Genomic DNA, 20,323 nt, shown 5'->3' on the forward strand with positions numbered 1-20,323 from the left:
GAGAGGGAACGTGTCCCGTCAGGTGTTCCTCTATGACCCGCCGGAGCGCTTCGTGGCCGGTACGGTCGGGCTGCCTGGCCGCCGTACGTTCTTCCTCCAGGCTTCCGCCAAGGGGCGCGTCACCAGCGTCGCCCTGGAGAAGACCCAGGTGGCAGCGCTCGCCGAGCGCATCGACGAGCTGCTCGACGAGGTGGTGCGGCGGACCGGGGGCAACGCCCCCGTACCGGCCGTCGCCCCCTCGGACGTCACCGACACCGCACCCCTCGACGCACCCGTGGAGGAGGAGTTCCGGGTCGGCACGATGGCGCTGGCCTGGGACGGTGAGGAACAGCGCATGATCGTCGAGGCCCAGGCGCTCGTCGAGCTGGACGCGGACTCCGACGAGGACCTGGCGGAGGCCGAGGAGCGGCTGCTCCAGGACGAGGAGAACGGCCCGCCCATGCTGCGTGTGCGGCTCACGGGGGTGCAGGCGAGGGCCTTCGCCAAGCGCGCCCTCGACGTGGTCAACGCGGGACGCCCCCCGTGCCCGCTGTGCAGCCTGCCGCTCGACCCGGAAGGACACGTATGCCCGCGCCAGAACGGATACCGCCGGGGAGCCTGACGGCGGTGGAGCTGCTCGATCTGCTCTCCGCGGGGGAGCTGACCGTTCGCGGCCGTGTCCGCGAGGCGTCCAACGCGGTGCTGTTCTGCACCGTCGCACTCGACGGCGAGGAAGCCGAGTGCGTGTACAAGCCGGTCGCGGGCGAACAGCCGCTGTGGGACTTCCCCGACGGGACGCTCGCCCAGCGCGAGGTCGCGGCGTACGAGGTCTCGCAGGCCACGGGGTGGGATCTGGTCCCCCCGACGGTGCTGCGCGACGGCCCGTACGGCCAGGGCATGGTCCAGCAGTGGATCGACGGCGACCCCTCGGCGTCCCTCCTGGCCCTCGTGGACGACGAGGAGCCGGCGGAGGGGTGGAAGGCGGTCGGGCTGGCGCAGGTCGGTGACGGCCGCACGGCCCTGCTCGTCCACGCCGACGACATCCGGCTGCGCCGGCTCGCGGTGCTCGACGCGGTGATCAACAACGGTGACCGCAAGGGCGGCCATCTGCTGCCGTCGGCGGACGGCCGGCTGTACGCCATCGACCACGGCGTCACCTTCAACGTCGACGACAAGCTGCGCACCCTGCTGTGGGGCTGGGCGGGCGAGCCGCTCCCCGCGGAGGCCCTGGACGTGCTGGCCCGTCTGGAGTCCGCCCTGGCGGCCGACGCGCCCCTCGCCACCCGGCTGGCCGAACTGCTCACGCCCGCGGAGGTCTCGGCGCTGCGGGAGCGGGTCGCGGCCCTGCGCAAGGCGTCCCGGCACCCGGAACCCTCGGGTCAGTGGCCCGCGATCCCCTGGCCTCCGGTGTAGCGCCGCGCTCTGCTGATTTCCGTGATCCAGCCCGGCCGGTGCGCGCCGGTGCCCCGGCGTGCCCCGGAGCCGCCGGACGGGCACGCCGCGCCCTTCCGCGCGTCCGGACCGGACCGACGGCACAACGGCGCGGTATGCGCAAGAGCGCCTATCCGGTCATGATCCCGGATCCGGTTCGTATCCGGAAAGGTCGTCCGGTTACGCTCATGACATGCATGCCTGGCCCGCTTCTGAGGTCCCCGCCCTGCCCGGCAAGGGCCGCGACCTCCGGATCCACGACACCGCGACCGGCGGGCGAGTGACCCTCGCCCCCGGCCCCGTCGCCCGTATCTACGTGTGCGGCATCACGCCGTACGACGCCACCCACATGGGTCACGCGGCGACCTACAACGCGTTCGACCTCGTTCAGCGCGTGTGGCTCGACACCAAGCGGCAGGTTCACTATGTCCAGAACGTGACCGACGTGGACGATCCGCTGCTGGAGCGGGCCATCCGCGACGGCGTCGACTGGGTCGGGCTGGCCGAGCGCGAGACCGCCCTGTTCCGTGAGGACATGACCGCCCTGCGGATGCTTCCGCCGAAGGACTACATCGGCGCCGTCGAGGCGATACCGGGCATCATCCCGCTCGTCGAGCGGCTCAGGGACGCCGGCGCGGCCTACGAGCTCGACGGCGACATCTACTTCTCCGTCGAGGCCGACCCGCACTTCGGTGAGGTGTCGAACTACGACGCCGAGGTGATGCGGCGCCTCTCCGCCGAGCGCGGCGGCGACCCGGACCGCCCGGGCAAGAAGAACCCGCTCGACCCGATGCTGTGGATGGCGGCCCGCGAGGGCGAGCCGAGCTGGGACGGCGGCAGCCTCGGCGCCGGGCGCCCCGGCTGGCACATCGAGTGCGTCGCCATCGCCCTGGACCACCTCGGCATGGGCTTCGACGTCCAGGGCGGCGGATCCGACCTGGCGTTCCCGCACCACGAGATGGGCGCGTCGCACGCCCAGGCGCTGACCGGCGAGCACCCGTTCGCCAAGGCGTACGTCCACGCCGGCATGGTGGCCCTGGACGGCGAGAAGATGTCGAAGTCCAAGGGCAACCTGGTCTTCGTGTCGAAGCTGCGCCATGACGGGGTCGACCCGGCCGCCATCCGGCTCGCGCTGCTGTCGCACCACTACCGGGCCGACTGGGAGTGGACCGACCGGATCCTCCAGGACGCCGTGGACCGGCTCGGACGCTGGCGTGCCGCCGTCTCCCGTCCCGACGGTCCGTCCGCGGACGCCCTGGTCGAGGAGATCCGCGAGGCGCTGGCCGACGACCTGGACGCCCCGAGCGCGCTCACTGCGGTGGACCGCTGGGCCGCCGCCCAGGAATCCGACGGCGGTACGGACGAGAGCGCGCCCGGTCTCGTCTCCCGCGCCGTGGACGCCCTGCTGGGTGTGGCCCTGTAGGCCGGCGCCGCCCAGCCGTTCGGCAGGACCCGAGCCGCTCCCGGAGACCTCGTCCGGGAGCGGCTCCGCGCGTCGCGGCGCGAACGCCGGACGGCGGCGCACGTGGAAGGCGGTGAGCCGCTCACGGCGACGCGAGCGCGTCCGGGTGCGAGGACGGGGGAGCAGGGCGCGGACGCGATCGGGGCGGGACCCATGGGCCCCGCCCCGCTCATGTGCTGCCGGTCCCGCCCGGTCCCTCGTCAGTCCCGGGGAGTCTCCGGAGAACCGCCTTCGCCGCCCGTGCCCGGGCCGGGGCCCGGCTCCGGACCGGATGCGGGACCTGACCCGGACGCCGGTCCGGGCCCGGGACCAGACTCCGCTCCAGGCCCCGATCCGGTTGCGGAGTCCGGCCCCGCCTCCGGTGCGGGACCGTGCTCGGCCCCGGCCGTGGGATCCGGGCCCGGCTCCGTCCTCGGCGCCTTCGGCGGCCGGGTCCGTCCGCTCGACGTGTCCCGCAGGTAGGAGCTGTCCCCGAGGTCCGTGGCATGCCCCGGGCCCGAGCCCGGCACGGGGCCCGGCCCGCCGTCACGCCGCCGCAGATACCGCTCGAACTCCCGGGCGATGGCCTCGCCCGACGCCTCGGGGAGCTCCGCGGTGTCCCGCGCCTCCTCCAGCGTCTGTACGTACTCCGCCACCTCGCTGTCCTCGGCGGCCAGCTGGTCCACACCCACCTGCCAGGCACGTGCGTCCTCGGCCAGTTCGCCCAGCGGGATGCGCAGATCGATCAGGTCTTCCAGCCGGTTGAGGAGCGCCAGCGTCGCCTTCGGGTTGGGCGGCTGCGAGACGTAGTGCGGCACCGCCGCCCACAGGCTCACCGCGGGAACTCCCGCGTGCGTGCAGGCTTCCTGAAGGATGCCCACGATGCCCGTCGGGCCCTCGTACCGCGTCTCCTCCAGGTCCATGGTGCGCGCCAGGTCCGGGTCGGACGTGACCCCGCTGACCGGCACGGGCCGGGTGTGCGGCGTGTCACCGAGCAGCGCGCCCAGGATCACCACCATCTCCACGCCCAGCTCGTGGGCGAAGCCCAGGATCTCGTTGCAGAACGAGCGCCAGCGCATGGACGGCTCGATGCCACGGACCAGGACCAGGTCGCGCGGCTTCTCGCCGCCGACCCGCACCACGGAGAGCCGGGTGGTGGGCCAGGTGATCTTGCGTACTCCGCCGTCCAGCCACACCGTCGGCCGGTTGACCTGGAAGTCGTAGTAGTCCTCGGCGTCGAGCGCCGCGAACACCTCGCCCTTCCATTCCCGTTCCAGGTGTGCGACCGCGGTGGAGGCGGCGTCGCCCGCGTCGTTCCAGCCCTCGAACGCGGCCACCATGACCGGGTCGATCAGCTCGGGAACCCCCTCGAGCTCGATCACCCGCGCCTCCTTCCGAAAGTTCCGTGCGTACGGACCAACCTTACGGCTTGCAGAGGCCCCTCCCGCAGCCCCTTTACCCGTCCGGGTGCTGTCCTCCCGACCCGGAGCGACTACCCAGGACGACCGGCGGAAACACAGGCGATCCGTACGGGTTGTGGAGGGGAACCTCCGCCGCCGTCCGGCCTGTCCGGCAAAGCGGCGTCATCCGGCGCGAGACCGCTCGGACGTCCGGCGTTCCGGAGCGCGCGTCACGCGCCGACAGGACCGCCGCGGGGCAGCCCGGTGAGCCGGGGCCGGTCCGGGCTCCGGCTGTCCGCCCCGGCGAGCGCCGCGAGCGGCCGGGGCGGAGAAGGGAGGGGCGGAGAAGGGAGGGGCGGCGGCAGGAGGTGGCCGGGTCCGGACCGCCGGGGCCCGGTGACGCACCCCGCCGCACGGGCGCCCGTCCTTGACCGGGCGCCGGGCGTCGGGCGGCCCGGTCGAGGCCCGGTCGGCCCGGCGCCCGGGCCGTCCCGCAGGGCACCCGGCCGCCCCGTTTCCCCGCCGCCGCACCGCACGGGACGGACACCCGCCCATCAGCCGCGTGAACAACGCTCCCGGTCAGTACACCTAGGCGTTCCGCTTGCCGTCCGTCAGTCCCAGATGGCCCCGCAGCGTGCGGGTCTCGTACGCCGTGCGCAGCAGGCCGCGGCGGGTCAGTTCGGGGATCGTCCCGTCGACCAGCGCGTACAGGTCGTCGGGGAGCACGGCCGGCCGGACCCGGAAGCCGTCCGCCCCGCCCTCCCGCGCCCAGTCGGCCAGCAGGTCCGCCAGGCCCTCCGCCGTACCGGCGAAGGTGTACGCGTCCGAGGTGTATCCCGGCGCCCGCGCGTCCAGGGCCTCCCGGCGCTCCCGCGCCTCGGCCTCGGTGCCGGCCAGCACCACGTTCAGGTCGCCGTAGACCCGCAGCGTCCCCGGCGCCCGGCCCTCCTCGGCGGACAGCGACTCGATCTCCTCCCGGATCCGTCGCAGTCCGGCCGCGTCCGTGGGCGTGACCAGCACGACGTCGGCGCGCCGCACCGCGAACCGGTACGGCGAGGTGTCGTGACCGAGCGACAGCACCGGGGGCCGGCCCTGCGGCGGGCGCAGCGCCTCGGGTGCGTCGTCCCACTCGCGTGCCACCTCGCCGAGGAAGGCCGACGCCTCCTCGAAGAGCCCGGCGATGGCCTCGTCGCCCTCCGGGGTGCCGATCAGACCGAGCAGCCGCTCGCGCTCGGCCGGGCTCGTGCCCAGCCTCGGGCGGACGCCCGCCCGGCCACCGCTCAGCAGATCCAGCGTCGCCGACCGGGTCGCGTACGCGGAGGGCTCGCCCGAGGTGGTGCCGACCGGCACCAGACCGATGCGCGAGGTGCCCGACACGGCGACCGCCGCCAACAGGTTCGAGTCGTGCCGGCCGGGCGCGTCCTCCACCGTCACGAAGTCGAGCAGCGCGTCCTCCGCGCGGCGCACCAGACGGACGAACTCCTCCGGCTCGGGCACCGTGCCCGGAGCGCCGGGATGCGTCCCCGCGCCGTCCAGGGCGACCCCGAGTGCGAACGGTATGCGTGCGGTCATGACCGGTCCTCCTGCTCGACGATGGCTGGCCCGCGGTTCGCGTGGCGGGCCCGCGGCCGGACGGATCGGCGGGCGCCGGACACGGGAACTGGAGGCGACCTCCCATTTTCCTGGCGCCATATTGCACCCGGATGTACGGCGCATGGCAGACCGAAGGGGCGGCTCCCGCATCGGGAACCGCCCCTTCCGCCCAGTCATCGGGCCGCTGTCAGGCCTTCTTGCCCAGCAGGTCCTCCACCTTGCCCCGGATCTCGTCCGTCGCCAGACCCCGGATCGTCAGGGTCGTACGGCGGCGCAGCACGTCGTCCGCCGTCTCGGCCCACTCGTGGTCGCGGGCGTAGGCGACCTGTGCCCAGATCTCCGGCGCGTCGGGGTGTATGCGCTCGCCCAGCTCCGGGTTCTCGTACGCCAGGCGCGCGATGTCGAAGGAGAGCGAGCCGTAGTGCGTGGCCAGGTGGCGCGCGGTGTCGGCGGCCATCCGCGGACCGGGCGTACCGCCGTCCACCAGCAGCCGGTGCGCGACCGCGTTCGGGTTGGCGATGCCGGGGAGCGGGAGCTTCTTGGGCAGGTGCGCCATCGGCTCCATGTCCTCGCCCAGCGGGTGGCCGGGGAGGGCCGCCAGCTTGTTCATCACCGTACGGCCGATGTGGCGGAACGTCGTCCACTTGCCGCCGGCCACCGACAGCATGCCGCCGCGGCCTTCGGTGACGACCGTCTCGCGCTTGGCCTTGGAGGTGTCGCCGGGGCCGCCCGGCAGCACCCGCAGACCGGCGAACGAGTAGGTGATCAGGTCCCGGGAGAGCTGCTGGTCGCGGATGGAGAACGCGGCCTCGTCCAGGATCTGGGCGGTGTCCTTCTCGTTGACCGCGACGTCGCCGGGGTCGCCCTCGTACTCCTCGTCGGTCGTACCGAGCAGCAGCATGTCCTCCCAGGGGAGGGCGAACGTGATGCGGTACTTGTCGATCGGGGTGGCCAGCGCGGCCTTCCAGGGGGAGGTGCGCTTCAGCACGAGGTGGGCGCCCTTGGAGAGGCGGATCGAGGGAGCCGCGTTCGGGTCCTCCATCGTGCGCAGGTGGTCGACCCAGGGGCCCGTGGCGTTGAGCACCAGGCGGGCGTTCACCCCGAACTCGCTGCCGTCGACGCGGTCCCTCAGGTCCGCGCCGGTGACCCGGCCCTTGGTGAAGCGCAGGCCGGTGACCTCGGCGTGGTTGAGGACGGTGGCGCCCGCCTCCACGGAGGCGCGGACCGTCATCAGCGCCATGCGCGCGTCGTTCATCTGGTCGTCGCCGTACACCGCGACGGCCTTCAGGTTGTCGGTGCGCAGCTCCGGCACGTCCTGTGCGGCCTTGGAGGGGCTGAGCAGGTGGCCGACGCCGTCGCCGAAGGCGGAGAGCGCCGAGTAGGCGAAGACGCCCGCGCCGAGCTTCGCGGCGCCGTGCGGGCCTCCCTTGTACACCGGCAGGTAGAAGGTCAGCGGGTTCGCCAGGTGCGGCGCGACCTGGCGGGACACCGCACGGCGCTCGAAGTGGTTCTCCGCCACCAGCTTCACCGCGCCGGTCTGCAGGTAGCGCAGACCGCCGTGGAGCAGCTTGGAGGAGGCGGAGGAGGTGGCGCCGGCGAAGTCACCGGCGTCCACCAGGGCCACCCGCAGTCCGGACTGCGCGGCGTGCCAGGCCGTGGAGATGCCGAGGATGCCGCCGCCGATCACCAAGAGGTCGTACGTCGCCTTGGAAAGCTGCTCTCGAGTCTCGGCGCGGCTCGGCAGGGAACCGGCAGCCGGGTGCGTCCCGAGGGCGGGGACGCTCTGCAGGGTGGTCATGATTACTCCTCGTCAGTTCTCTTCTTCGAGCCAGCCCATGGAGCGTTCGACGGCCTTGAGCCAGTTCTTGTACTCGCTGTCGCGCTTGTCGGCGTCCATGCGGGGGGTCCACTCGGCGGCCCTGCGCCAGTTGGCGCGCAGCGCGTCGGTGTCGGGCCAGAAGCCGACGGCCAGTCCGGCGGCGTAGGCGGCGCCGAGGCAGGTCGTCTCGGCGACCATCGGACGCACCACCGGCGCGTCCAGGAAGTCCGAGAGGGTCTGCATCAGCAGGTTGTTCGAGGTCATTCCGCCGTCGACCTTGAGCGCGGCCAGTTCGACGCCCGAGTCCTTCGTCATGGCGTCGGTGATCTCGCGGGTCTGCCAGGCGGTGGCCTCGAGCACGGCGCGCGCGATGTGCGCCTTGGTGACGTACCGGGTCAGTCCGGCGATCACACCGCGGGCGTCGGAGCGCCAGTACGGGGCGAACAGTCCGGAGAACGCCGGTACGAAGTACGCGCCGCCGTTGTCCTCGACCGAGGACGCGAGGGTCTCGATCTCGGCGGCGGACTTGATCAGGCCCATCTGGTCGCGCATCCACTGCACCAGGGAACCGGTGACGGCGATGGAGCCCTCCAGGGCGTACACCGCCTTCTGGTCGCCGATGCGGTAGCCGACGGTGGTCAGCAGGCCGTTGTAGGAGTTGACGGGCGTGTCACCGGTGTTCATGAGCATGAAGGTGCCGGTGCCGTACGTCGACTTGGCCTCGCCCTCGGAGAAACAGGTCTGCCCGAAGAGGGCGGCCTGCTGGTCGCCGAGCGCGGAGGCGACCGGCACACCGTCCAGGACGCCGCCCTTGGCGAGGCCGTACACCTCGGCGGACGAGCGGATCTCCGGCAGGACCTCGGCCGGCACATCCATGGACTGCAGGATCTTCTCGTCCCACGTCATGGTGTGCAGGTTCATCAGCATGGTGCGCGAGGCGTTGGTGACGTCGGTGACGTGGACGCCGCCGTCGACACCGCCCGTCAGGTTCCAGATGACCCAGGAGTCCATGGTGCCGAAGAGGATCTCGCCGCGCTCGGCGCGCTCGCGCAGGCCCTCGACGTTGTCCAGCAGCCAGCGGACCTTCGGGCCGGCGAAGTAGGAGGCGAGCGGCAGGCCGGTCTCGCGGCGGAAGCGGTCCTGGCCGACGTTGCGGCCGAGCTCCTTGCACAGGGCGTCGGTGCGGGTGTCCTGCCAGACGATGGCGTTGTGGACGGGCTCGCCGGTGTTCCTGTCCCACAGCAGCGTGGTCTCGCGCTGGTTGGTGATGCCGATGGCCTTGACGTCGGCGGCGGTGATGCCGGCCTTGTCGATGGCGCTCGCCACGACCTCCTGGACGTTGGTCCAGATCTCGGTGGCGTCGTGCTCCACCCAGCCCGGCTTCGGGAAGATCTGCTCGTGCTCCTTCTGGTCGACGGAGACGATGCGCCCGTCGCGGTCGAAGACGATGCAGCGGCTGGAGGTGGTGCCCTGGTCGATGGCCGCGATGAACGGGCCGGTGCCGTGGGACGAGGTGCTGGTGGTGTGTGCGTCGGTCACGGAAGCTCCCGGAAGTGTGGAGGAAGGACGGCTCAGGCGAACGCGATGTTGTAGATACCCGCGGCGAGTGCTCCGCCGACCAGCGGGCCGACGACCGGGATCCAGGCGTAGCCCCAGTCGGATCCGCCCTTGTTCGGCAGCGGGAGCAGGGCGTGCACGATGCGCGGGCCCAGGTCGCGGGCCGGGTTGATCGCGTAGCCGGTCGGGCCGCCCAGCGAGAGGCCGATGCCGACCACGACGAGCGCGGTGATCAGGGCGCCGAGCACGCCGAGCCCCTTGCCGCTGTCGTTCAGGCCCTGAGTGAGCACCGCGAGGACCAGTACGACGGTGCCGATGATCTCGGTGGCGAGGTTCTGCCAGACACTGCGGATCTCCGGGCCGGTGGAGAAGACGCCGAGGACCGGGCCGGCGTGGTCCGCCCCGGAGTGCGGGCCCTCGATCGGCTTGTCCGCCGGGTCGCCCACGATCTCGGCGTCCGTGAGGTGGGCACGGAACTGACCGTAGTAGGCCACCCAGACCAGTGCCGCGCCGATCATGGCGCCGAGCAGCTGTCCGGCGAAGTAGACCGGCACGTCGCCCCACTCGCCGTCCTTGACGGCGAGGCCGACGGTGACCGCGGGGTTGAGGTGGGCTCCGGAGAGCGCGCCCGTCATGTAGACGGCGGTGAGCACCGCGAAACCCCACCCGAAGGTGATGGCCAGCCAGCCCGCGTTGCGGGCCTTGGAGCTCTTGAGCGTGACCGCGGCGCAGACACCGCCGCCGAGCAGGATGAGTACGGCGGTACCTATGGTCTCGCCGATGAAGATGTCGGAGCTGGACACCCGCGACTCCTTTGTCCTTCGTCCAGGGGGAAGGCGAACACCGGGTCCCTCCGGTTGTCCGCGCCCTCAGGTGAGGGCCGTATCGGCCTCCTGGCGTCGTCACACTCTAACGCGTATTGCCGGTAGGTGTTCGACAATGTCGACCGATGAACGGCAGTTTTGCGCCACGGTTAACACGGCGTCAAGGGTCTGTGTGACCGGAGCCCGGATCGTTACCGACGGCGCCCCGGTCCCGTCGCCGGCGGCGCACGGGGGGCGGTGGCGGCGGGGTGCGGCGGAGGTGCGGCGGGGGTGCGGGCGGCGCACCGGACGCGGTGGCGGCGGGATGCCGGCGGGGCACGGGGACCGCCCGGACGGGGGCGCGGCGGGGGTGCCGGCGGCGCCCGGCGCGGGTCAGAAGCGCCCGGCGCCCAGGTCCCTGGAGACGGCGCGGGCGCAGTCGCGCACCGCCGCGATCAGCTCGGAGCGCAGCTGGCCGTCGTGGCACACCCGCTCCACGGCGCCGGTGATGGCCACCGCGCCCACGGGCATCCGGCGCCGGTCGTGGATGGGCGCCGCGACGGACGCCACGCCCTCCCAGGTCTCCTCCACGTCGGCCGCCCAGCCGCGCGCCCGGGCCGTGTCCAGTACGGTCTCGAAGTCCGCCAGCCCCGTGACGGTGCGCGGGGTGAACGCCTCGCGCTCGATCTCCAGCACCTCGCTGTGCGCCACCGGGTCGTACGCGGAGAGCACCTTGCCCAGCGCGGTGGAGTGCAGCGGCTGCATGGCGCCAACCTCCAGGACCTGGCGGCTGTCGTCGGGGCGGAACACATGGTGGATGACGAGGACGCCGTGCTGGTGCAGCACGCCCAGATGGACGCTCTCGCCGCTGGAGCGGGCCAGGTCGTCCGTCCACACCAGGGCGCGGGCCCGCAGCTCATGGACGTCGAGATAGCTGTTGCCCAGCCTCAGCAGCTCCGCGCCCAGCTGGTACCGGCCCGAGGCCTGGTCCTGCTCCACGAAGCCCTCTGCCTGGAGGGTGCGCAGGATGCCGTGCGCGGTCCCCTTGGCGAGACCCACCGACGACGCGATGTCGGACAGTCCGAGCCGGCGCTCCCCGCCGGCCAGCAGACGCAGCATCGCCGCCGCCCGTTCAAGCGACTGGATGTTCTTCGCCATCGCGCGGCCTTCCTCCCCTTGGTTCGACAATGCTGAACACTATCGGTCGTTGCCGACCTCGGGCCACACCGAGGAGCCCCCGGGAACCACCACGACCGGACATCCGCCCCCGCGCATCATGCCGTCCAAGCCCTGGGACACGATGTCCAGCCCGAGGGGTACGCGGTTACTCTGGCCCGGTGCGCCTTCCGCCGAAGACGCAAAGCCGACAGCCGTCGCATCCCAGGGAGCTCTTCCATGGCCTCGTTGCCTACCCCTTCCGCTGACAGCACCCGCGTCCCCGGCGGCACCGCCGCCGCCGACAGCCGGACCCGAGCAGCAGCCCTCCGAGAGGCACTCGCCACCCGTGTGGTCGTCGCCGACGGAGCCATGGGCACCATGCTCCAGGCGCAGGACCCCACCCTTGAGGACTTCGAGAACCTCGAGGGCTGCAACGAGATCCTCAACGTGACCCGCCCCGACATCGTGCGCTCGGTCCACGACGCGTACTTCGCCGTGGGCGTCGACTGTGTGGAGACCAACACGTTCGGCGCGAACTTCGCCGCCCTGGCGGAGTACGACATCCCCGAGCGGGTCTTCGAGCTCTCCGAGGCGGGCGCCCGGCTCGCCCGCGAGGTCGCCGACGAGTACACCGCCTCCTCCGGGGCGCAGCGCTGGGTCCTCGGCTCGATGGGCCCCGGCACCAAGCTGCCGACCCTCGGCCACGCCCCGTACGTGAAGCTCCGCGACGCCTACCAGCAGAACGCCGAAGGCATGATCGCCGGCGGCGCCGACGCCCTTCTGGTGGAGACCACCCAGGACCTGCTGCAGACCAAGGCGGCCGTCCTCGGCGCCCGCCGCGCCCTGGACGCCACCGGCATCGACCTGCCGCTCATCTGTTCGGTCACCGTCGAGACCACCGGCACCATGCTTCTCGGCTCCGAGATCGGCGCGGCGCTCACGGCCCTGGAGCCGCTGGGCATCGACATGATCGGTCTGAACTGCGCCACCGGCCCGGCCGAGATGAGCGAGCACCTGCGCTACCTGGCCCGCCACTCCCGTGTCCCGCTCGCCTGCATGCCCAACGCGGGCCTTCCGGTCCTCGGCAAGAACGGCGCCCACTACCCGCTGACCGCCCCCGAGCTGGCCGACGCGCAGGAGACCTTCGTCCAGGAGTACGGACTGTCCCTGGTGGGCGGCTGCTGCGGTACGACCCCCGAGCACCTGCGCCAGGTCGTCGAACGGGTCCGCGGCCTCACCCCGCCGGCCCGTGAGCCGCGCCCCGAGCCGGGCGCCGCCTCGCTCTACCAGACCGTCCCGTTCCGGCAGGACACCTCGTACCTCGCCATCGGCGAGCGTACGAACGCCAACGGCTCCAAGAAGTTCCGCGAGGCCATGCTCGAAGGCCGCTGGGACGACTGCGTGGAGATGGCCCGCGACCAGATCCGCGAGGGCGCCCACATGCTCGACCTGTGCGTCGACTACGTCGGCCGCGACGGCGTCGCCGACATGGAGGAGCTCGCGGGGCGTTTCGCGACCGCCTCCACCCTGCCCATCGTGCTCGACTCCACCGAGGTCGACGTGTTGCGCGCCGGGCTGGAGAAGCTCGGCGGCCGCGCCGTGATCAACTCCGTCAACTACGAGGACGGCGACGGTCCCGAGTCGCGCTTCGCCAAGGTGACCGCGCTGGCCAAGGAGCACGGCGCGGCCCTGATGGCGCTCACCATCGACGAGGAGGGCCAGGCCCGCACCGCCGAGCACAAGGTCGCCATCGCCGAGCGGATCATCGCCGACCTCACCGGCAACTGGGGCATCCACGAGTCGGACATCCTCATCGACACCCTCACGTTCACCATCTGCACCGGGCAGGAGGAGTCCCGCAAGGACGGCGTCAACACCATCGAGGCCATCCGCGAGCTCAAGCGGCGCCACCCCGACGTGCAGACGACGCTGGGCCTGTCGAACATCTCCTTCGGCCTCAACCCGGCCGCCCGGCTCGTCCTCAACTCGGTCTTCCTCGACGAGTGCGTCAAGGCCGGACTCGACTCGGCGATCGTGCACGCCTCGAAGATCCTCCCGATCGCCCGTCTGGAGGAGGAGCAGGTCAAGGTCGCCCTCGACCTCGTCTACGACCGCCGTTCCGAGGGCTACGACCCGCTGCAGCGGTTCCTGGAGCTGTTCGAGGGGGTCAGCACCAAGTCCATGAAGGCGGGCAAGGCCGAGGAGCTGGCCGCCCTGCCGCTCGACGAGCGGCTCAAGCGCCGGATCATCGACGGCGAGAAGAACGGCCTGGAGGCGGACCTCGACGAGGCGCTCACCCTCCGCCCGGCCCTCGACATCGTCAACGAGACGCTGCTCGACGGCATGAAGGTCGTCGGCGAGCTCTTCGGGTCCGGCCAGATGCAGCTGCCCTTCGTCCTCCAGTCCGCGGAGGTCATGAAGAACGCGGTCGCCTACCTGGAACCGCACATGGAGAAGGCCGACGACGCCGACGGATCGGGCAAGGGCACCATCGTGCTCGCCACCGTCCGCGGCGATGTCCACGACATCGGCAAGAACCTCGTCGACATCATCCTCTCCAACAACGGCTACAACGTGGTCAACCTGGGCATCAAGCAGCCCGTCTCCGCGATCCTGGAGGCCGCGGAGGAGCACCGCGCCGACGTCATCGGCATGTCCGGCCTCCTGGTCAAGTCGACCGTGATCATGAAGGAGAACCTGGAGGAGCTCAACCAGCGCAAGATGGCCGCCGACTACCCGGTCATCCTCGGTGGCGCCGCCCTGACCCGGGCGTACGTCGAACAGGATCTGCACGAGATCTACGAGGGCGAAGTCCGCTACGCCCGGGACGCGTTCGAGGGCCTGCGCCTGATGGACGCCCTGATCGCCGTGAAGCGGGGCGTCCCCGGCGCCGCACTGCCCGAACTCAAGCAGCGCCGTGTCCGTGCCGCGGGCGCCGTCCTGGTGGAGGAGGAGACCCCGGAGAGCGGCGTCCGCTCCGACGTCTCCACCGACAATCCGGTCCCCGAGCCCCCCTTCTGGGGCACCCGCGTCATCAAGGGCATCCAGCTCAAGGAGTACGCGAGCTGGCTGGACGAAGGCGCCCTCTTCAAGGGGCAGTGGGGTCTCAAGCAGGCCCGCACCGGCGAGGGGCCCGGCTACGAGGAGCTGGTGGAGACCGAGGGCCGTCCGCGGCTGCGCGGCTGGCTGGACCAGCTCCACACCCAGAACATGCTCGAAGCGGCAGTCGTGTACGGCTACTTCCCCTGCGTGTCCAAGGGTGACGACCTGATCATCCTGGACGAGCGCGGCAACGAGCGCACCCGCTTCACCTTCCCCCGCCAGCGCCGGGGCCGCCGTCTGTGCCTGGCCGACTTCTTCCGCCCCGAGGAGTCCGGCGAGACCGATGTCGTCGGTCTGCAGGTCGTCACGGTCGGCTCGCGGATCGGCGAGGCCACCGCCGAGCTGTTCGCCTCCGACTCGTACCGCGACTACCTGGAGCTGCACGGCCTGTCGGTCCAGCTCGCCGAGGCGCTCGCCGAGTACTGGCACGCCCGGGTGCGCGGCGAGCTCGGCTTCGCCGGCGAGGACCCGGCCGACGTCGAGGACATGTTCGCGCTCAAGTACCGCGGCGCCCGATTCTCGCTGGGCTACGGGGCGTGCCCCGACCTGGAGGACCGGGCCAAGATCGCCGAGCTGCTCCGGCCGGAGCGGATCGGGGTGCACCTGTCCGAGGAGTTCCAGCTCCACCCCGAGCAGTCCACGGACGCCATCGTCATCCACCACCCCGAGGCGAAGTACTTCAACGCGCGCTGACCCGCTGAGGGCGCTCCGGCGCGGCGAGACGTACACTGGTCGGTCCAGTGCAGGCCGGTCCTTTCCCACCCACCGGGAGAGAGACCGGCCTTCTCGTCCCTCATGGAGGTGTGCCGATGACCAGCACGGTCCCCGCGTCCCTGACCCGTATGGCCGAAGGGTCGGCCCTCCAGGCCGTCTTCCTGGACATGGACGGCACCCTGGTCGACACAGAGGGCTTCTGGTGGGACGCGGAGGTCGAGGTCTTCGGTGAGCTCGGCCACGCCCTCGACGAGTCCTGGAGGGACGTCGTGGTCGGCGGGCCCATGACCCGCAGCGCCGGCTACCTCATCGAGGCCACCGGCGCGGACATCACCCTCGCCGAGCTGACGGTGCTGCTCAACGACCGGTTCGAGGAGCGCATCCTCCGGGGCGTCCCGCTGATGCCGGGCGCCGAGCGGCTCCTGGCCGAGCTGGCCGCGCACAACATCCCCACCGCGCTCGTCTCCGCCTCGCACCGCCGCATCATCGACCGCGTCCTGCGCTCCCTCGGCCCCGACCGCTTCACGCTCACCGTCGCGGGCGACGAGGTGGCCCGTACGAAACCGCACCCCGACCCGTACCTCTTCGCCGCCCAGGGCGTCGGCGCGGAGCCCGCGAGATGCGCCGTGATCGAGGACACCGCGACGGGTGTGGCCGCCGCCGAGGCCGCCGGCTGCCGGGTCGTCGCCGTGCCGTCCGTCGCCCCCATCGCCCCCGCCGACGGACGGGTGGTCGTCCGTTCCCTCGAAGAGGTCGACCTGCGCTTTCTCCGCACATTGATCACGCGAATGAACTGATCGCACACCCAGCGTGGACAGTTGAAAAACGGGCTAAAACGCAAAGCGCCGGTCCGTGTATTTTCCGTGACCCGACCGGGAATGCCCGAAGTGACCTTGGTCACGCAGAGTGGCGTCGATCAAGGGGCTCGAAAGACCCGCATGCCCGGTACGGGGGGCTTCGGCCGCGCCCTTGTGTCCGGATTGATGGGGCGGTGTACGAATCATTCCTGTGCATAGGGATCAGGGTGCACGCATTTCTGCTCACTTTCTGATGCGGCCTCAACTCGTGCGCGGTCCGGCATTAGTGGCCCCGCCCACTAATCTTTCCCGCGAGAACTTCGCCGCACTTTCCCCGTGCCCCGGCGGTAACCAGACCACCGTGAACACAGGACCGATCGCTCTGTACCCGGCCCGATCGCTCCGCCCCACCCGGCGGCCGCGGCGGAGTATCACCACCGCTGTACCCAGTGCCGGATGAGGAGAACGTCCACGATGAACCGCAAGACCCTGGTGCTGCCGGCCGTAGTCGGCCTGCTCGCCCCCGTTCTCGTCGCCTGCGGCAGCTCGGAAGGCGGCTCCGGAGGCGGCGGCGGCATCGTTGTCGGTACGACGGACCAGTTCACCGCCGACAAGGACGCCCCCGCGCCCTTCGACCCGGCCTACGCGTACGACACCGGCGTCTGGAACGTGCTCCGCCAGACCGTGCAGACGCTGATGCACGTCCCGCGCGGAGGCGGCCAGCCCGTGCCCGAGGCCGCCTCCCAGTGCGCCTTCACCGACCGGGCCAGCGAGAGCTACCGGTGCACCCTGCGCGAGGGCCTGACGTTCGCGGACGGCAAGCCCGTCACCGCCAAGGACGTCAAGTTCTCCATCGAGCGGGTCCTCGCCATCAAGTCCGACAACGGCGCGGCGGGTCTCCTCGCGAACATCGACACCATCGAGCCCAAGGGCGACAGCGAGGTCGTCTTCCACCTGAAGACGCCGGACGCCACCTTCCCGTACAAGCTGTCCACGCCGGTCGCCGGCATCCTCAGCAGCGACAAGTACGACGCCAGGAAGCTGAGGGACGGGTTCGAGGTCGACGGATCCGGCCCGTACACGATGCGGACCGAGGTCAAGGACAACCGGGTCGTCAGGGCGGTCTTCACGAAGAACGCCCACTACAAGGGCGACATCAAGCTCCACAACGACAAGGTCGAGCTGCGCCCCTACGCCGACGCCGACAGCATGGGCCAGGCCCTGGAGTCGGGTGACATCGACATGATGGCCCGGACCCTGTCGCCCGAGCAGATCAAGGACCTCTCCGAGAAGCCCAAGGAGGGCATCGCGCTGCGCGAGGTCCCCGGCCTGGAGATCCGCTACCTCGGCTTCGACACCACGGACCCGTCCGTCAAGGACAAGGCGGTCCGCCAGGCGATGGCCGCCGTCATCGACCGGGGCGAGATCGCGAGCAAGGTCTACGGTTCCACCGCCACGCCGCTCTACTCGCTGATCCCCTCGAGCATCGTCGCCCACACCAACTCGTTCTTCAACGAGTACGGCGAGCCGAGCGGCAAGAAGGCCGGTGACATCCTGCGTGCCGGCGGTATCGACACCCCGGTGAAGCTGACGCTGAACTACACCACCGACCACTACGGCCCGGGCACCGCCAAGGAGTTCGAGACCCTCCGCGACCAGCTCAACGCCAGCAAGCTCTTCGACGTCACCATCGAGGGCGCCGAGTGGTCCGAGTTCCGCGCCGCGCAGAAGCGCGGTGAGTACGCGGTCTACGGACTCGGCTGGTTCCCCGACTTCCCGGACCCGGACAACTATGTCGCGCCGTTCCTCGACGCGGACAACTTCCTCAACACGCCCTACGCCAACAGCGTCGCGCGCACCCAGCTGATCCCGCAGTCCCGCCGTGAGGCCGACCGCAACGCCGCCGGCCCGGCCTTCGCGAAGCTCCAGGAGATCGTCGCCACCGACGTCCCCGTGCTTCCGCTGTGGCAGGGCAAGCAGTACGTCGCCCACCGGGAGGGCCTGACCGGTGTCGAGTGGTCGCTGAACACGTCCTCGGACCTGATGCTCTGGGAGCTCGGCCGAGGTAACGCCTGACCCCTGCTGTACCCCGGCCGCGCAGACGGCTCGGCCGGCCATGAGATCCAGAGGCAAGGTTTCTGTGAAGGCACACAACAAGTGGCTGACGGCCCCGCTCGCCGCGGGGCTTGCGGCCGCCATGCTGAGCGGCTGCGGTTCGGAGCAGGGCGGCGGCTCCGGGGACGCCGGTGGCTCGGTGCTCGTCGGCATGTCGGACGAGGTCCTGGCGACGGACCCCGCCGCCGGCTACGACCCCGGTTCCTGGCTGCTGTTCAACAACGTCTTCCAGTCCCTGCTGAGCTTCCCCAAGGGCGCCGCGACGCCCCAGCCGGAAGCGGCCGAGAAGTGCGGCTTCGAGAAGGGCAGCACGGTCTACCGCTGCACGCTGCGGGACGGCCTGAAGTTCAGCAACGGCAACGCCCTCACGTCGGAGGACGTCAAGTTCTCCTTTGAGCGCGCGCTGGACATCAACGACGAGAACGGGCCGGCGCCGCTGCTCAGCACGATCGACAAGATCGACACGCCGGACGACAAGACCGTCGTGTTCACGCTGAAGGTCCCGGACGCCACCTTCCCGAACAAGATCGCTTCGGGCGCGGGCTCCATCGTCGACCACCGCGAGTACAAGGACGGCGCCCTGCGCACCGACGGCAAGGCCGTCGGCTCCGGCCCGTACAAGCTGGACTCCTTCGGCGACGACCAGGCGGTCTTCTCCGTCAACCCGGAGTACCGGGGGGCCGCCAAGGTGAAGAACAGCGGCGTCACGCTGAAGTTCTTCCGCGGCGACCGCGCCGGCCTGTCCACCGCCCTGCAGAAGGGCGAGATCGACGTCGCCTACCGTGGTCTCGCCGCCGGCGACATCGCGTCTCTCGAAGCCTCCACCGAGGCCCGCGACAAGGGCATCGAGGTCATCGAGGGCAGCAGCGCCGAGGTGCAGCACCTCGTCTTCAACCTGAAGGACCCGGTCGCCGGCAAGAAGGGTGTACGCAAGGCCATCGCGTACCTCGTCAACCGCGACGCCCTCGTGCAGGACGTCTACCGCTCGACCGCGACGCCGCTGTACTCGATCATCCCGGCCGGCATCAGCGGCCACAACACCGCCTTCTTCGACACCTACGGCGACCGTCCGCAGCCCGAGAAGGCCAAGCAGGCCCTGCGCGCGGACGGCATCGACGGCAAGGTGAAGATCACCCTCTGGTCCACCCCGAGCCGCTACGGCCCGGCCACCGACGAGGAGTTCAGGGCGATCGCCAAGCAGCTCAACGACAGCGGGCTGTTCGAGGCGACCGTGAAGTCCGTCGAGTTCGAGCAGTACGAGAAGGACATCAAGGCCGGCAAGTACGGCGTGTACGTGAAGGGCTGGGTGCCCGACTACCCGGACCCGGACAACTTCACCCAGCCGTTCTTCGGCGTCGGCAACGTTCTCTCCAACAACTACGAGAACAGCAAGATCACCGGGACGATCATCCCGAGCACCGCGGCGTCCGCCGACCGGTCCGCCACCGAGGACGACTTCGGCAGGCTCCAGGACATCGTGGCCGAGGACGTGCCCGTCCTCCCGCTGTGGCAGGGCAAGCAGTACGCCGTCGCCCGCGGCGACATCACCGGCCTGGAGTGGACGCTGGACGCCTCCACCGTCTTCCGCTTCTGGGAGATCAAGAAGGGCTGAGGCCCCCGCGCCCAGCCCCCGGGTCCCGCCCCGGCGTCCTCACTGGGCGCCGGGGCGCACCAGTCCGCTCTCGTAGGCGTACACCGCGGCCTGCACCCGGTCCCGCAGACCGAGCTTCGTCAGCACATGCCCGACGTGCGTCTTGACCGTGGTCTCCGAGACGAACAGGTCCGCCGCGATCTCGGCGTTCGACAGCCCGCGCGCCACCAGCTTCAGCACCTCGACCTCGCGGTCGGTCAGGGTGTTCAACGCGTCCGGAACCGGCTCGTCGCCCGACGGCAGATGATCCGCGTACTTGTCCAGCAGCCGGCGCGTGATGCTCGGCGCGAGCATCGCCTCGCCCGCCGCGACCACCCGGATGGCCTGCACCAGCTCATGGGCGGGCGCGTCCTTCAGCAGGAAGCCGCTCGCCCCCGCGCGCAGCGCCTCCACCACGTACTCGTCGAGGTCGAAGGTCGTCAGCACCAGCACCTTCGCGGGCCCGTCCCGCCCCGGCCCGGTGATCTGCCGGGTGGCCTCCACACCGTCCATCCGGGGCATCCGGATGTCCATCAGCACCACGTCGGGCTGGAGCGCCCGCACCTGTTCGAGGGCCTGGAGGCCGTCCCCGGCCTCACCGACGACCGCTATGTCCTGCTCAGCCTCCAGAATCATCCGGAAGCCGGTACGCAGCAACGGCTGGTCGTCGACCAGTAGGACGCGGATGGCCACAGATACTCCTCATGAGGGATTGCCGGACCGGGCCCATTCTGCCTTGACCGCCCCGTACGGATCCGGCCGGGCGCGACGAGGACCGCCCCGG

The 20,323-nt window shown here is 71.1% G+C and carries 14 protein-coding genes; 7 read left to right on the forward strand and 7 right to left on the reverse strand.

Annotated elements, in window-relative coordinates; all coding sequences use genetic code 11:
* Window positions 1–10: 10 nt before the first annotated feature.
* The 3 genes from PUR26_RS08560 to mshC all read left to right on the forward strand — a co-directional run bounded on the left by PUR26_RS08560 (window position 11) and on the right by mshC (window position 2,833).
* Window positions 11–601: a DUF3090 domain-containing protein gene (locus tag PUR26_RS08560; RefSeq protein WP_329870779.1), complete on the forward strand. Its 591-nt coding sequence runs from the start codon at window positions 11–13 to the stop codon at window positions 599–601.
* The gene (locus tag PUR26_RS08565; RefSeq protein ID WP_329870780.1) at window positions 565–1,392 is read left to right on the forward strand and encodes an SCO1664 family protein; all 828 of its coding nucleotides are present in this window, start codon (window positions 565–567) and stop codon (window positions 1,390–1,392) included. Before PUR26_RS08560 ends, PUR26_RS08565 begins: the two co-directional genes overlap by 37 nt.
* A 211-nt stretch (window positions 1,393–1,603) precedes the next feature.
* Window positions 1,604–2,833: a cysteine--1-D-myo-inosityl 2-amino-2-deoxy-alpha-D-glucopyranoside ligase gene (gene mshC / locus PUR26_RS08570; protein ID WP_329870782.1), complete on the forward strand. Its 1,230-nt coding sequence runs from the start codon at window positions 1,604–1,606 to the stop codon at window positions 2,831–2,833.
* Between the two features lie 239 nt (window positions 2,834–3,072).
* On the opposite strand, the gene PUR26_RS08575 is transcribed toward mshC, so the two are convergent.
* From PUR26_RS08575 to PUR26_RS08600, 6 genes are all read right to left on the reverse strand, one after another.
* A complete protein-coding gene (locus PUR26_RS08575; protein ID WP_329870784.1) occupies window positions 3,073–4,233 on the reverse strand; it encodes a PAC2 family protein in 1,161 nt (386 codons plus the stop codon).
* A gap of 606 nt (window positions 4,234–4,839) precedes the next feature.
* On the reverse strand, window positions 4,840–5,823 hold the full coding sequence (locus PUR26_RS08580; RefSeq protein ID WP_329870786.1) for an LLM class flavin-dependent oxidoreductase: 984 nt from the start codon (window positions 5,821–5,823) through the stop codon (window positions 4,840–4,842).
* Window positions 5,824–6,031: 208 nt separating this feature from the next.
* Complete coding sequence (locus tag PUR26_RS08585) at window positions 6,032–7,642, reverse strand: glycerol-3-phosphate dehydrogenase/oxidase (protein ID WP_329870788.1); 1,611 nt, start codon at window positions 7,640–7,642, stop codon at window positions 6,032–6,034.
* 12 nt (window positions 7,643–7,654) lie between these two features.
* The gene (gene glpK, locus PUR26_RS08590; protein ID WP_329870790.1) at window positions 7,655–9,202 is read right to left on the reverse strand and encodes a glycerol kinase GlpK; all 1,548 of its coding nucleotides are present in this window, start codon (window positions 9,200–9,202) and stop codon (window positions 7,655–7,657) included.
* A gap of 32 nt (window positions 9,203–9,234) precedes the next feature.
* Window positions 9,235–10,023, reverse strand: coding sequence for an MIP/aquaporin family protein (locus PUR26_RS08595; protein WP_329870792.1), 789 nt, complete (start codon window positions 10,021–10,023; stop codon window positions 9,235–9,237).
* A 393-nt stretch (window positions 10,024–10,416) separates the two neighbouring features.
* Complete coding sequence (locus PUR26_RS08600) at window positions 10,417–11,181, reverse strand: IclR family transcriptional regulator (protein ID WP_329870794.1); 765 nt, start codon at window positions 11,179–11,181, stop codon at window positions 10,417–10,419.
* A 237-nt stretch (window positions 11,182–11,418) separates the two neighbouring features.
* On the opposite strand from PUR26_RS08600, the gene metH reads away from it, so the two are divergent.
* From metH to PUR26_RS08620, 4 genes are all read left to right on the forward strand, one after another.
* Window positions 11,419–14,976 (forward strand): methionine synthase, encoded by a 3,558-nt coding sequence (metH, locus tag PUR26_RS08605; protein ID WP_329870796.1) that lies wholly within the window; start codon window positions 11,419–11,421, stop codon window positions 14,974–14,976.
* A gap of 116 nt (window positions 14,977–15,092) precedes the next feature.
* Entirely contained in the window at window positions 15,093–15,794 is a 702-nt protein-coding gene (locus PUR26_RS08610; RefSeq protein ID WP_329870798.1) for an HAD family hydrolase, read from the forward strand.
* A gap of 474 nt (window positions 15,795–16,268) precedes the next feature.
* Entirely contained in the window at window positions 16,269–17,870 is a 1,602-nt protein-coding gene (locus PUR26_RS08615) for an ABC transporter substrate-binding protein (protein ID WP_329870800.1), read from the forward strand.
* A 40-nt stretch (window positions 17,871–17,910) separates the two neighbouring features.
* Window positions 17,911–19,521, forward strand: a complete 1,611-nt coding sequence (locus PUR26_RS08620) for an ABC transporter substrate-binding protein (RefSeq protein ID WP_443077012.1) — start codon at window positions 17,911–17,913, stop codon at window positions 19,519–19,521.
* A gap of 39 nt (window positions 19,522–19,560) precedes the next feature.
* On the opposite strand, the gene PUR26_RS08625 is transcribed toward PUR26_RS08620, so the two are convergent.
* Window positions 19,561–20,232 carry a response regulator transcription factor gene (locus PUR26_RS08625; RefSeq protein WP_329870803.1) on the reverse strand — a complete coding sequence of 224 codons (672 nt, stop codon included), beginning with the start codon at window positions 20,230–20,232 and terminating at the stop codon, window positions 19,561–19,563.
* Window positions 20,233–20,323 lie beyond the last annotated feature (91 nt).

This window comes from Streptomyces sp. SP18CS02, from assembly GCF_036322365.1.
GTDB lineage: Bacteria > Actinomycetota > Actinomycetes > Streptomycetales > Streptomycetaceae > Streptomyces.

What these genes read in the sequence shown, in the direction of transcription:
- PUR26_RS08610 (WP_329870798.1), top strand. Translation starts at nt 15,093, where the DNA reads ATGACCAGCACGGTCCCCGCGTCCCTGACCCGTATGGCCGAAGGGTCG.
- PUR26_RS08585 (WP_329870788.1), bottom strand. Translation starts at nt 7,642, where the DNA reads ATGACCACCCTGCAGAGCGTCCCCGCCCTCGGGACGCACCCGGCTGCC.
- mshC (WP_329870782.1), top strand. Translation starts at nt 1,604, where the DNA reads ATGCATGCCTGGCCCGCTTCTGAGGTCCCCGCCCTGCCCGGCAAGGGC.
- PUR26_RS08620 (WP_443077012.1), top strand. Translation starts at nt 17,911, where the DNA reads ATGAGATCCAGAGGCAAGGTTTCTGTGAAGGCACACAACAAGTGGCTG.
- PUR26_RS08580 (WP_329870786.1), bottom strand. Translation starts at nt 5,823, where the DNA reads ATGACCGCACGCATACCGTTCGCACTCGGGGTCGCCCTGGACGGCGCG.
- PUR26_RS08600 (WP_329870794.1), bottom strand. Translation starts at nt 11,181, where the DNA reads ATGGCGAAGAACATCCAGTCGCTTGAACGGGCGGCGGCGATGCTGCGT.
- PUR26_RS08615 (WP_329870800.1), top strand. Translation starts at nt 16,269, where the DNA reads ATGAACCGCAAGACCCTGGTGCTGCCGGCCGTAGTCGGCCTGCTCGCC.
- metH (WP_329870796.1), top strand. Translation starts at nt 11,419, where the DNA reads ATGGCCTCGTTGCCTACCCCTTCCGCTGACAGCACCCGCGTCCCCGGC.
- PUR26_RS08565 (WP_329870780.1), top strand. Translation starts at nt 565, where the DNA reads ATGCCCGCGCCAGAACGGATACCGCCGGGGAGCCTGACGGCGGTGGAG.